Origin of the sequence: Thalassospira lucentensis, assembly GCF_001613805.1 — a bacterium.
GTDB classification, from domain to species: Bacteria; Pseudomonadota; Alphaproteobacteria; order Rhodospirillales; family Thalassospiraceae; genus Thalassospira; species Thalassospira lucentensis_A.
In genome coordinates this window covers 13,937-26,395 of sequence record NZ_LPVY01000011.1, presented here as the reverse complement: position 1 = coordinate 26,395, position 12,459 = coordinate 13,937, and the positions used below count along the sequence as shown (strand labels likewise).

General features: G+C 54.3%; 10 protein-coding genes. 4 read left to right on the top strand and 6 right to left on the bottom strand.

Translation table 11 applies throughout. The features are described from left to right. Positions 1-151: 151 nt before the first annotated feature. From AUP42_RS10145 to AUP42_RS10130, 4 genes are all read left to right on the top strand, one after another. Entirely contained in the window at positions 152-1,342 is a 1,191-nt protein-coding gene (locus AUP42_RS10145; RefSeq protein ID WP_062951510.1) for an ABC transporter substrate-binding protein, read from the top strand. Between the two features lie 93 nt (positions 1,343-1,435). Next, entirely contained in the window at positions 1,436-2,311 is an 876-nt protein-coding gene (locus AUP42_RS10140; RefSeq protein WP_231858233.1) for a branched-chain amino acid ABC transporter permease, read from the top strand. 14 nt (positions 2,312-2,325) lie between these two features. After that, positions 2,326-4,869, top strand: coding sequence for an ATP-binding cassette domain-containing protein (locus AUP42_RS10135; protein ID WP_231858232.1), 2,544 nt, complete (start codon positions 2,326-2,328; stop codon positions 4,867-4,869). Continuing rightward, positions 4,862-6,082, top strand: coding sequence for an amidohydrolase family protein (locus AUP42_RS10130; RefSeq protein WP_062951508.1), 1,221 nt, complete (start codon positions 4,862-4,864; stop codon positions 6,080-6,082). Before AUP42_RS10135 ends, AUP42_RS10130 begins: the two co-directional genes overlap by 8 nt. 11 nt (positions 6,083-6,093) lie before the next feature. On the opposite strand, the gene AUP42_RS10125 is transcribed toward AUP42_RS10130, so the two are convergent. The 6 genes from AUP42_RS10125 to AUP42_RS10100 all read right to left on the bottom strand — a co-directional run bounded on the left by AUP42_RS10125 (position 6,094) and on the right by AUP42_RS10100 (position 12,442). Then, positions 6,094-7,335 carry a sensor histidine kinase gene (locus tag AUP42_RS10125; RefSeq protein ID WP_062951507.1) on the bottom strand — a complete coding sequence of 414 codons (1,242 nt, stop codon included), beginning with the start codon at positions 7,333-7,335 and terminating at the stop codon, positions 6,094-6,096. Positions 7,336-7,397: 62 nt separating this feature from the next. Continuing rightward, positions 7,398-8,078, bottom strand: a complete 681-nt coding sequence (locus tag AUP42_RS10120) for a response regulator transcription factor (RefSeq protein ID WP_062951506.1) — start codon at positions 8,076-8,078, stop codon at positions 7,398-7,400. A gap of 73 nt (positions 8,079-8,151) precedes the next feature. Next, positions 8,152-8,745 carry a nucleotidyltransferase family protein gene (locus AUP42_RS10115; protein ID WP_062951505.1) on the bottom strand — a complete coding sequence of 198 codons (594 nt, stop codon included), beginning with the start codon at positions 8,743-8,745 and terminating at the stop codon, positions 8,152-8,154. Beyond that, positions 8,742-9,737: an XdhC family protein gene (locus AUP42_RS10110; RefSeq protein WP_062951504.1), complete on the bottom strand. Its 996-nt coding sequence runs from the start codon at positions 9,735-9,737 to the stop codon at positions 8,742-8,744. Before AUP42_RS10110 ends, AUP42_RS10115 begins: the two co-directional genes overlap by 4 nt. Positions 9,738-9,808: 71 nt before the next feature. Continuing rightward, positions 9,809-11,977, bottom strand: coding sequence for a xanthine dehydrogenase family protein molybdopterin-binding subunit (locus AUP42_RS10105; RefSeq protein WP_062951503.1), 2,169 nt, complete (start codon positions 11,975-11,977; stop codon positions 9,809-9,811). Positions 11,978-11,980: 3 nt separating this feature from the next. Further along, entirely contained in the window at positions 11,981-12,442 is a 462-nt protein-coding gene (locus AUP42_RS10100) for a (2Fe-2S)-binding protein (protein ID WP_062951502.1), read from the bottom strand. Positions 12,443-12,459 lie beyond the last annotated feature (17 nt).

Genomic DNA, 12,459 nt, shown 5'->3' with positions numbered 1-12,459 from the left:
CATGCAATTTGCGTATACATGAGGCAATCCAATTTGGAAGTCTGGGGTGAAATCTGATAATGCATTGAATTAAAACGATTTTGATTCTTGGCACATGGCTTGCTGCACTGCGAAGGCCAACAGGCACTTCAAAATAATCAGGGAGTCTCACATGTCTGCTTATTCGCCTATCCCGAAACTGACACGGCGTGCCGCGCTTTTGGGGGCAGCTGCTGTGCTGATGCTTGCCAGCGCATTGCCGGTTACCGCTGTACGTGCCGAGGATACCGTGAAGCTTGGTCTTGTCGCAGCCCTGAGTGGCCAGTCGGCCAAGTCGGGTGAGGCCATCACGCGTGGCATTACCCTTGCGATTGACAAGATCAATGCCGAGGGTGGAGTCCTTGGCAAGCCATTGGAACTTGTGTCGCGTGATGATGAAAGCAACCCGGGAAAGGGCCTTGTCGCGGCGCGTGAATTGGCGCAGCGCGAAGGGGTTGCTGCCCTGATTGGTGGTCTGGATACGCCTGTATCGCTTGCCATCGTGCCGTTTGCCAATCAGCAGAAAATTCCGTTTGTCGGCCCATGGGCTGCCGGTACGCCGATCACCAAAAACGGTGCGGAAGAAAACTATGTTTTCCGTGTCTCCGCCGTGGATGAATATGTCGACGAAGCGATCACCGAATATCTGGTCAAGAAATACGGTGCTAAAAAGCCTGGCATGATCCTGATCAACAACCCGTGGGGGGAGTCCAATGAGAAGGGGCTTCTAAAGGCGCTAGAAAAACGCAGCATGCCCAATGCCGGGATTGAAAAGTTTGAATCAAACGATGTTGATGTTGTCCCGCAGCTGACACGCCTTAAGGAAAACGGGGCAGATTCCCTGTTTGTGGTTGCCAACGTGGCCCCGACCGCACAGGTCGTCAAATCGCTTGATCGCATGGGTTGGGATGTTCCGATTTCATCGCATTGGGGGCCGGCTGGGGGTCGCTTTACCGAACTTGCCGGTGCCAGTGGCGAAAAGGTTCATTTCATCCAGACCTATCTCTTTACCGATGCCTCAAGCCCGATGTTTGTAAAGCTTCAGGAAAAATTCCCGGAGATCAAAACACTGGCCGACGTTACCCCAGCGACCGGTATCGCCAATGCCTATGACGCGACCCTTTTGATTGCCGCAGCTATCGAAAAGGCTGGTTCGACCGAAGGCCCGGCTGTTCGGCAGGCAATGTATGAGATCAGCGGGATCGAAGGCATGATCAAAACCTATGACAAGCCTTTCACCCCGGATGATCAGGATGCGCTTGGTCCGGAAGACTACACGTTCGCGAAGTTTGTCGAAGGCGAAATCATTCCGATCACTGACTGATTCCGATTTTCCCTGCGGCCCTGCCTTACCTGTTGTGGCCGCAGGGAAACCGCGCGCCATTTTGCTGCGGTTTCGTGCAAAGGATAATTTGCAATGACCTTGTTAATGGCCGCCCTTATTACCGGTATCGGTTTGGGCAGCATGTATGGCCTGATCGCACTTGGCTTTCAGATCACTTATTCGGTTTCATCCAAAGTCAATTTTGCCCAAGGCAGCATGGTCATGCTTGGGGCTGTTTTGGGTTTTGTTTTCTGTCAGCAATATGGAATGCCGGTGATTTTGGGTTATCCGCTGGCAATTCTGTGCTGTGGCGTGATGGGGGTTCTTGTTGAATTTTTCCTTGTCCGTCCGTTTGCGGTTCGCAATTCCGAAGCGTGGCTGATGGCAACCGTGGCAGGCGGTATTTTGCTTGATAACGCGGTGCTGTTTACCTTCGGAAATGAACCCAGAACCTTGCCATCGGTTCTTGTGGAAGACAGCTGGAATATTCTTGGCACCGGGGTTTATCCGCAACAAATCCTGATCCCGATTGCAGCAATTGGTGTCGCATTGGGATTGCATGCGCTGTTTCGTCATACCCGACAGGGCCGGGCGTTGCTGGCAGTCGTGCAAAACCAGACAGCGGCGAAGCTTATGGGGATCAACACCACGATCATGGTGACCGGATCCTTTGCCATATCATCAATGCTGGCCGGGTGTGCCGGACTTTTGATCGCACCGCTTTTTTCCGTGCATTCAGACATGGGAACGCTGTTTGGCCTGAAGGCTTTTGCGGTTGCCATTCTGGGCGGCATGACATCGGCTTATAGCGTCATGCTGGCGGGGTTCATCTATGGGATGGTCGAGGCCGCTGTGACCACCTATCTCGGTTCGTCCTATACCTTCATCGTGGTCTTTGCACTGGTGATCGCGGTTCTGACGATCAAGCCAAGCGGCCTGTTTGGCCGTGCTGCCATCAAGAAGGTGTAGGGATGAAACTGTCCGTGAAATTCAAAAATCCGATCCCGAAACTGAACAAGCCGGCAGCACTCGACAGCGTCATTGTTGCGGCGATGGCCGGGGGACTTGTCGCCGTATTGTTCACTGGCGGCTATACGCAGTTCATTATCGGGCTGGTGGCGATGACCGTCATTCTGACGGTGGGCCTGAACGTGCTTTATGGTCTGACCGGGCTGGTCTCGCTGGGGCAGGTTGGCTTCTTTGCCATCGGGGCCTATGCCAGTGCGATCCTGACGCTTGCCGGGCTTAACTTCTGGGTCAGTTTGCTGGTGGCCACCATTATTGCCGGGATTGCCGGATGTTTATTGGCGATTTCGGCCGTGCGGATGGCGGGACCGTTTCTGGCAATGGTCACTATCGCCTTTGCCTTTATCGTTGAACATGGCGCGATTGAATGGCGTGACCTGACCGGCGGGCAAAACGGTTTGATGGGTTTTCCGATGCCGCAGATCGGATCATATGTTTTTTCTGAACGTGATCTGGTCATGCTGTGTGTGTTGCTCGGCGGCATTGCACTTCTGGCATTCCGGCGTCTGGCGGTTAGTGGCTGGGGCATGGCAATGACCAGCATGCGGGATGCGGAAATCGCCGCAAGTTCGCTTGGTTATAATGCCTTTGTGGTCAAGGCATCGGGCTTTGCCATTGCGGCGGCAATGGCCGGATTAGCGGGGGCGTTGTTTGCACCGTTGATGATGTTTATCGCGCCTTCGAACTTCCCGCTCAGCCAATCCATCCTGTATCTGTTTGCGGTTATTCTGGGCGGAGCCGGAACCGTTCTGGGGCCGTTGGTTGGGGCGTCTGTTTCCGTCCTGCTGCCGGAGCTGCTTTCGGACTTCGCCGAATACCGGTTGCTGATTTTCGGTGCACTTCTTGTTGCGGTTCTGCTGATTGCGCCGCGCGGCATTGTCGGCACGATTGCCCGTTTCATACCGTTGGTGCGGCAGAAGGTGACACCGGTTCCCCTCGAAAAGATCGAAGCCGGGTTGGCCGATTATCCCAAATCCGATGGTTTGCTGGTCGATGATGTATCGATTGCCTTTGGTGGTGTTAAGGCAGTTAATCAGGTGTCCTTCGCGGCCCGACCGGGGCAGGTCACATCAATCATTGGGCCTAATGGTGCCGGTAAAACGACGTTACTGAATATCATCAGCGGGTTTTACAAGCCGACCGAGGGTGCCGTTCGTATCGGTGATCGTGATATCGCAGGCAAGGCTACAGATTTTGCCGCGCGTAACGGTATTGCACGCACCTATCAGGCGACCCGTCTTTTTGAAAACATGTCGGTGGTCGACAATGTGATTGCCGGTATTTCATTGGGCCGGTTCGGGGCGCCATTTTCACGCATCGCATCAGACGAAAATCGCGATTTTGCGGCGGGGCTTTTACAGTTTTGCGGATATCTTGGTGATCCTGATGCACGTGCGGGTGATTTGCCGCATGTGGATCGGCGTCTGGTCGAAATCGCCCGCTCGCTTGCGACCAAGCCCGGAGTCCTTCTGCTTGATGAACCGGCCGCGGGTTTGATGCATGCCGACAAGGTTGCACTTGCCAAATTGCTGCGCAAGCTGGCGGATGCCGGGATTGCGGTGGTTCTGGTCGAACATGACATGGAAATGGTCATGGGCATTTCGGACCTGATACTGGCGGTTGATGCCGGAACACCGATTGCCCTTGGCAATCCGCAGGACGTTCAGAAAAATCCGCGTGTCATCGCCGCCTACCTTGGCGATGGCAACAGCAAGGCGCATCCAAGACCGACACCACTTGTGACCAGCGAAACACCGGTTATCGCGTCACTGCGATTGACGGCCGGTTATGGGGCGGCCCCGGTATTGAAGTCGGTGGATATCAAGGTCCGGCAGGGGGAAATGGTGGCGTTGCTTGGGGCCAATGGGGCAGGAAAATCGACCTTCCTGATGGCGCTTTCGGGATTGCTGCGCCCTGTTTCCGGCAGCATCATTCTGAATGACGAATATATCCATAATCTGGCGCCACATCAGATCGTCGAACAGGGACTGATCCTTGTGCCCGAAGGACGGCAGGTTTTCCCCGAACTGACGGTGCGTGAAAACATCGAACTGGGGGCTTACAAACAACCCAAACCGGTCAGCCGTGACGAACTTGAAGCTATCCTGACCCGTTTCCCGCGACTGCGTGACCGGATCAACAGTCAGGCTGGTCTTCTGTCGGGTGGGGAACAGCAGATGATGGCAATCGCGCGCGGACTTGTCGCCAAGCCAAAGGCGTTGCTTCTGGATGAGCCATCCCTTGGTCTGGCGCCGGCCATGGTCGAAGAACTTTATACCATTCTGGGTGAATTACGGGATGACGGGGTCACGATCCTTCTGGTGGATCAGATGGCGACCATGGCGCTGTCGGTTGCCGATTATGCCTATGTCCTTGAACAGGGGCAGGTCGTTGCCGAAGGCAACGCCAAAGACCTTCTGAAAGATGAACGATTGATTGATGCGTATCTCGGTGGTGCGGATCAGTCCAAAAATGAAAAGGTGATCAGCGAACATGCTTGATTATGTGGTGAGGAACGCCTGCCTGCATGGCGAAACCGGTCTTCTTGATATTGCGATAAAGGATGGAATAATCGCCGATATTGCGGCATCGATTGCGAGCGAGGCGCCGTCCTTTGACGCCGGTGGCAATCTTCTGACCGGTGGTTTTGTTGAAAGTCACCTGCATCTCGACAAGGCCTGCATTCTTGATCGTGCCAAAAACGAAAGCGGTACGTTGCAAGGCGCAATAAGTGCTGTTGCAAAGGCCAAAAGCGGCTTTACCGAAGATGATGTTTATGCCCGCGGGGCGAAAGTCATCGAGAAAGCCGTCACACAGGGTACGAACGCCATCCGGACCCATGTTGAAATCGATCCGGGTATCGGTTTGGCCGGCTTTCGGGCGATCAAACGCCTGAAGCACGACTATGCATGGGCGATGGATGTCGAGATTTGCGTTTTCCCGCAGGAAGGTCTTTTGAATTATCCGGGGACCGAGGAGCTTCTGCGTGAAGCACTTGATAACGGTGCGGACCTTTTGGGGGGCTGCCCCTATATGGATAGCGATCCGGTCGGACAGATCAAACGCCTGTTTGAAATGGCGCGCGATTATGATGTGGATCTGGATTTTCATCTGGATTTCGATCTCGACCCGACATGGCGACATCTGGATGAAGTCGCGCGTCAGACGATTGCCTTTGGCTGGCAGGGGCGGGTGATGATTGGTCATGTGACCAAATTGTCTGTTTTGCCCAAGGATCAATTGGCCAATACAACCGCCCTGATGCGACAGGCCGGGATTGGTTTGACGGTGTTGCCATCGACCGATCTTTTCCTGACCGGACGTAATTGCGAACATTCGGTCCCGCGGGGTGTCGCCCCGGCGCACAGTCTGGCGCGTGCGGGTGTGTGCTGTACCATCGCAACCAACAATGTCCTGAACCCGTTCACGCCGTTCGGGGATTGCTCGTTATCACGGATGGCAAATCTTTATGCCAATGTCAGTCAGCTGAGCACGACCGAGGAACTTGAAATGTGCTTTGCGATGGTTGCCGATAGCCCGGCAAAGCTTCTGGGGCGGCCAACCGAAATCATGATTGGCGGGGCTGCGACTTTTATTGCATTACCTGCGCAAAGCCGGGCACAGGTGGTTTCCGAAATCAGTCGCCCGGTCTGGGGCATGAAGGATGGACGGGTAACGTTCGAACATCCGGCGCCAAGATTGCTGCATCCATAAAGATGCAGCAATCACGCGTCTGAAAGGGTGAAAATTGCGCGCATGCCGCCAGAGGCAAGGAAAGCTGTCTCGCAATGCCAGTTGCAGCGTTCGCAAATACTGCGCACCAGATGCAGGCCGATGCCTTCACCCTGATCGCGGGCGCAATCCCCGGCACAGGTCATCAGGTTGTTTTCGACAACCAGTTTGTTGGCCTCAAGCCGGACCGTAACCTGCCCTTTGGGCGTATGTTCGAACGCATTACGGATCAGGTTGGATACGACAATCATCAGCGCTGCAGGTGATGCTTCGATCTCGCCGCTTTCTGCGTCAGCACTGAATTCACATGTCAGATTCTTGCCGTCGGTCAGATAGGCAAGATCAACGATGGCCTCGCGCACGAAAGCCGGATAGTCGATCTTTTCGTGTATGCCGTTAGGCGTTGCTTCGCGCCCGAGCCAAAGCAGGGTTTCAATCAGTTGCTGCATATTGCGGTTGGCGCGTTTGATCCGTGCGGCCAGACGAACCTGAATTTCGTTTAACGGTGTTTTATCAAGCAGTTCAACATTGCCGCTGACAATCGTTACCGGGGTTCGCAGTTCATGACTGGCCTGACGCAGGAATTCGCGTTCGCGTGTCACGAACCTGTCGACCCTTACCAGTGACTGATGCAGTTCGCTGGCGACATCATTCAGTTCGGTAAAGCCAAAATCGGGTACCGGTTGGTCAAGGTTTTCGGGTGACAGGGTTTTCGCCCAGCTTTGCAGGTTTTCAGATGGCTGCGTCATGCGTTTGCCGATCAGCCAAAGCACATAGGCAAATATCGCCATAACTCCGAGTGCAAACGGGATGGAAAGAAGGGCCAGTTTGTGAAGGCGCGCAAAATAGACGCTGTCTTCATCTCCCGCGTGATAGGTCTGTAGCAGCATGATCTGCGTGCCGTCGGCAAGAATATGGGGGAACACCAGAAAGACCGGATTATCCGGATCTTTTTGCGCAGCATATTTATCGGTGTTCAGATAATAAAGCTCGCCCGGATCGATATCTTGGGGTTTGTAGCGGTTGCGCAGAAGCTCCGGCAATTCGTTGTAGTCTGTAAAGGTCTGAATGTTAAAGCCATTGGGAAGCGGGGCGGTTGGGTCATTGCTGCGCATTTCATCATATTGATCGGCAATGGTCTGCAACTGGAAACTCGCGACCATCCATTTGCCATACAGCATGTAGAAATTAACGACACCGGTATAGATCACCAGTGTAATGACAAGTGCCAGCAAAACGTAGTTCCGCACAAAGCGGGAAAAAGTTTTCTGGATTGGTGCGCAGGAATGCATTTCTCTTACTCGCGAAGGGCCACGCCCTGGCCGGCAACTGTATGTATCAGGTTTTGATCGAATGGTTTGTCGATGCGCATCCGCAATTTGTAAAGATGCGTTTTAAGCGCATTGGTATCTGGCGGATCGCCCTGCCACAATGCCATCGACAATCGTGACCGTGTCACGACATGCGGACTGTTCTGGGCAAGAACTTCCAGAATGGTCCAGCTTGTCGGGGAAAGATTGATTGCCTGTCCGGATCGCGCAACATGTCTGTTTTCAAAATCAACGATCAGATCGCCAAGCGAAAACCGCCGGATTTCGCCACTGCGGCGGCGCGACAGAACCCTTGTACGCATCAGAAGTTCTTCAAGCGCAAAGGGTTTGACCAGATAATCATCCGCCCCGGCACTGAAACCTTCAAGTTTGTCTGCGAGTGTATCGCGCGCTGTCAGCATCAGAACCGGGGTGTCGATCCCCTCGTTGCGCAAGGCGTTGCAGATGCTGATGCCATCGCGAAACGGCAACATGATATCAAGCAATATCACATCATATTCGCCAGTCAGTGCGCGCTGAAAACCCGTTTCCCCATCAAAGGCGTGATCGCATTCGATGCCTTCTATTGTCAGGTAATCGCTTATTGTTCCGGCAATATCCATGTTGTCCTCGACCAGAAGGACCATGATGTTGGCGGTTGATTTCATGTGCTTGTGGTTCCGGTTTCGCCGTTTTTGCCAGATGCTGAAGATACCAGATTGCCCTAAAAGCGGTGAAAGGTCAGCCCGGTTCGAAAAGCCGGTTGGCAAACAGTTTCAGATCATCCTGAGTGTCGATGTCGAACGCTGCATTTGGCATGGCGATCGCACTGATATCGTGACTGCTGCTATTGAGCACCTGTTGTGCGCCGCGGGCGCCGTCCACCTTGGAAAGTTCCGGGAAATATGCGGCTGGAAACAGGGCGGGGACGCCGTTCATTTCCTTATACCGGGATGCTATGACGTGGCTTCCGTCAAAGGCATTCAGAAGTTTCTGATAGTCGTTGCCGGTTAACCCGATCTGATCCGCAAGGGCGATCAGAACGCCGTCATACGTACCGGCTGCGCAAATTCCGGCAATGCCTGCTGCAATCGATGATCCCATGCCAAATTGCCAATTATCATTCGTGATGGTTTTTGCACGATTGCCGATCACCGAAAGGATTTCATCGCGAAATGCACCCAGCACGACATAAAGATCATCGTTGAAAATGGGGCGAAGCTGATCAATGGCGTGCTCCAGCATCGGCTTGCCATCGATATCTGCAAGCTGTTTGCGTCCGCCAAATCGTGTGCTTTCACCTGCTGCAAGGATAAGACCGGCAATCTTCATCATTCTGCCGCCTGAGCGAGTTCCGGGGCGGCATCAAATTTGTAAAGTGCCGCGTGAATACCCGATAACATTGAAAGTGCAATGCTTTCGGGCAGTTGTCCGCCAATATCGATCCCGGCGGGGCTGGCTACCGGGAAGGGCAGGGCAGGCTCGGCAATTTCCGCACGTTCAAGAACATCGACAAAACGATGCCGCGGACCCAGCATGGAAACATGACGCAACTGGCTGGATTTCAGAATTTGAAGCGCCTTGGCATCGATATCAATGCTGTGCGACATCAGGATTGCCGTATCGACGCGATGTTGCGCAACATAATCAACCAATGTTGTGTCGATCTGACGCAGGATGGTGCCTGCCTTGGGGAAATGTTCGGGGCGGGCATTCGCTGGGCGCGGGTCAACCAATGTGGTTTTCCAGCCCATTTCATGTGCGATGGAAACCACAGGCCGCGCATCCAATCCACCCCCGACGATCAGGATGTGGGGTTCAGGCACAATCGGGGTTACAAGCCAGTCACCATCCGATCGGTTTTCGATATAGGCATTGCGTTGACCGGTATGATCTGAGCGTTTGAAATATCCACGAGTGTCGCCGACTTTCTGAAAATACAGACCGCTTTGGCGCAGCATCAAAGCATCGCACAGGTCGGAAAGCCCAAGATCGTTTGAGTGGTCAAGGGGTTGCAGCATGATGAATACCTTGCCGCCGCAACCAACGCCCAGCCGGAAAGACAGGTCGTCTTCGTCATTTCCATCATAAACCAGCATGACCGTTTTGCCGGTAACCATGGCGCGCCTTGCGTTACGAATGATATCGGCTTCAAGGCAGCCGCCGCTAAGCAGCCCGAATTGCTGCCCCTGCCCGTTGATCAGCATCATGGCCCCGGCCTTGCGATAGGCCGAACCCTCTGTGCGATAAACCGTACCCAAAACCCATTCGGTATCTGTCTTGTTTTCCTGCCAGACGCGTAGCATGGCCGATAACTGGTTACTCATGATGTGCTCCCGCAAAAGGGGCTGCCCGGGGGACGGGTGGGGACCCGAAAATGCCCCCCGGGCAACATGCCTTACACGAAGTCGAAACCGGCTTTGGTCATCGGAAGATCCGTGATCCGTTTTCCGGTTTTGGCAAAAATGGCGTTGGCAACAGCCGGAGCGGTCGGGGGGACGCCCGGTTCGCCAACGCCCGTAGGGGCATTGTTCGATTGAACAATTGCCACTTCGATGGCAGGCATTTCGGCATTTCGAAGCAGTTCGTAATCCGGGAAGTTGAACTGGTCGACTTCACCATCCGTCAGGGTGATTTCGTTGCGGAAGGCGGCACATAATGCGTAACCAGCACCGCCTTCCATCTGTGCGCGGATGACATCGGGGTTAACTGCTACCCCGCATTCAACCGCCATGAACAGTTTGTTCACATGCACACTGGTGTCCTCGACCGTTACGTCGGCAACAACCGCAACGCAGGTATTGAACGAAAGGTGCGCGGCAAAACCACGTTTGTCGCCCTTTTCCCATCCGGATATCTCACGGACAAGCTTGATGGCTTCGATCATGCGGGCCTGATTGGTGCCTGCCGGATCAAGCATCGCAAGGCGCATTTCGATCGGGTCCTGCCCCGTTTCGATTGCGAGCATATCCATCAGTGTTTCCATGACATATCCGGTGTGGGTATGTCCCACCGAACGCCACCACAATATGGGGGTCGGGGTCTGGAAGTCGCTTAACCCGATGCCATGGTTGGGGATGGTATAAAGACTTTCGGTGACACCCTCGACCGATGTCGGGTCGATGCCATCCTGTACCATACCTTCCATCGGGCCACCCTTCATGATGGATTTGACAGCCATCCGGTGATCCCAGCCAATAATCTTGCCATCACTATCCAGACCGATTTTTGCCCGGTGTACGGCCATTGGGCGGTAATAACCGCCGCGAATATCGTCTTCGCGGCTCCAGACCAGTTTGACCGGAACCTTGCGGCCCGAAACGGCAAAGGCCATGGCGGCTTCGACATTATAGTCCGAGGCGCCGTTGGCACGACGACCGAACGAACCGCCGGCATAAAGCGTTCTGATCTCGACCTGTGACGGTTCCAGTCCAAGGGCGGCTGCGACCATTGGCCGGGTCAGGGTCGGAAACTGGCAGCCATCATGTAGGCGAACGCCATTTTCGGTTGGCTCGATGATGCAGTTTTCCGGCTCCAGCGGTGCATGGGCCAGAAACGGGAAGGTGAATTCTGCATCAATGGTTTTGGTGGCATTGGCCAGAAGCGGTTCAACGGATGCCAGCGGGACTTCATGATTGGCGTCAAACTGCGGCGCATCAAGCAGTGCCTTGTGATCGGCAATCATGGCATCCGTGCTGCGTGTTTCGGCCTGGCTGAAATCCCATTCAACAGAAAGGGCATCACGTGCCTGAAACGCAGCCCAGGTGTTTTTGCCAAACGCCACAACTCCTGCCTTGTTCGGCAGAATTTGTGCAGCAATGAACCCTGCAACATCTTTGGACGCAGTGTCGTCAAAGGAGGTGACGGTGCCACCGAATTTCGGGCTGCGCATGATCGCGGCATAGATCATCCCCGGCAGATTGACATCCATTGCAAAGATTGCGGTGCCGTTCGTCTTGTCGGTGTTGTCCTTGCGATGCAGTTTGTCGCTGCCAATCAGCTTGAACTGATCCGGGGTTTTAACGGTTGGTTTTTCAACCGCCTCAAGGGTTGCTGCAATCGCAACAAATTCTCCGAAATGACCGGAATTGCCACCGGATTTCAGCATACCGTTTTCAACGGTGATGCTGCTGGCATCGACACCCCAGTTCTGGGCGGCCGCACGGACCAGAAGATCACGCGCTGCTGCACCGGCTTCGCGATATTGCATGAAGGAATTGGCGATGGATGTTGAGCCACCGGTTCCCTGTGCATGGAAGAACAGGTTGGCATAACGTTCATTGTCGGCAGGGGCGAATGCCGTCTGAACCGTGGCCCAGTCAGCGTCGAGTTCCTCGGCAACCAGTGTCGTCAGGCCGGTGGTCGTGCCTTGGCCCATTTCAAAATGTTTGATGATGACGGTTACCGTGCCATCGGCATCGATTTTGACAAACGGGTTAAGGTCGGTTGCGGCAGCCACACTGCTGCCTGCTGCAAGAACGCCTTTGGCATTGACGCCGACCAGAAGGGCGGCGGTACCGGCGGCTGATCCGATCATGAAGCCGCGACGTGATACATTGATTGTCATGACTTATGCCTCCAGCTTTTCAGACGCCAGTTTGATGGCTTCGTTGATGCGTACATAGGTCACACAACGGCACGCATTGCCGTACATGTATTCCTTGATTTCATCATCCGTCGGTTTCGGATTTTCGGTCAGAAGGCCGATGGCCGACATGATCTGTCCGGATTGACACCAGCCACATTGTACGACGTCCTTTTCGCGCCATGCGGCCTGAACCGCTTGGGCAATCTTGTCGGTTGCGCCTTCAATCGTCGTGATTTCGCTGTCGACAGCGTCTTCAATAAAGGTCTGGCAGGAACGGGTCGGGTACCCGTCAATGTGAACGGTACAGGCGCCGCAATAGGCAACGCCACATCCAAACTTGGTGCCGGTAAGTTCCAGACCGTCACGCAGAACCCATAATAGCGGGGTGCCAGGTTCTGCTTCGACGGTACGGGATTCTCCGTTTATTTTTAGCTGATACTGCATGACCGCCTCATCTCTCT

Coding starts and splice junctions, on each gene's coding strand:
- AUP42_RS10140 (WP_231858233.1), top strand. CDS start 1,436: ATGACCTTGTTAATGGCCGCCCTTATTACCGGTATCGGTTTGGGCAGC.
- AUP42_RS10130 (WP_062951508.1), top strand. CDS start 4,862: ATGCTTGATTATGTGGTGAGGAACGCCTGCCTGCATGGCGAAACCGGT.
- AUP42_RS10105 (WP_062951503.1), bottom strand. CDS start 11,977: ATGACAATCAATGTATCACGTCGCGGCTTCATGATCGGATCAGCCGCC.
- AUP42_RS10120 (WP_062951506.1), bottom strand. CDS start 8,078: ATGAAATCAACCGCCAACATCATGGTCCTTCTGGTCGAGGACAACATG.
- AUP42_RS10115 (WP_062951505.1), bottom strand. CDS start 8,745: ATGATGAAGATTGCCGGTCTTATCCTTGCAGCAGGTGAAAGCACACGA.
- AUP42_RS10110 (WP_062951504.1), bottom strand. CDS start 9,737: ATGAGTAACCAGTTATCGGCCATGCTACGCGTCTGGCAGGAAAACAAG.
- AUP42_RS10145 (WP_062951510.1), top strand. CDS start 152: ATGTCTGCTTATTCGCCTATCCCGAAACTGACACGGCGTGCCGCGCTT.
- AUP42_RS10100 (WP_062951502.1), bottom strand. CDS start 12,442: ATGCAGTATCAGCTAAAAATAAACGGAGAATCCCGTACCGTCGAAGCA.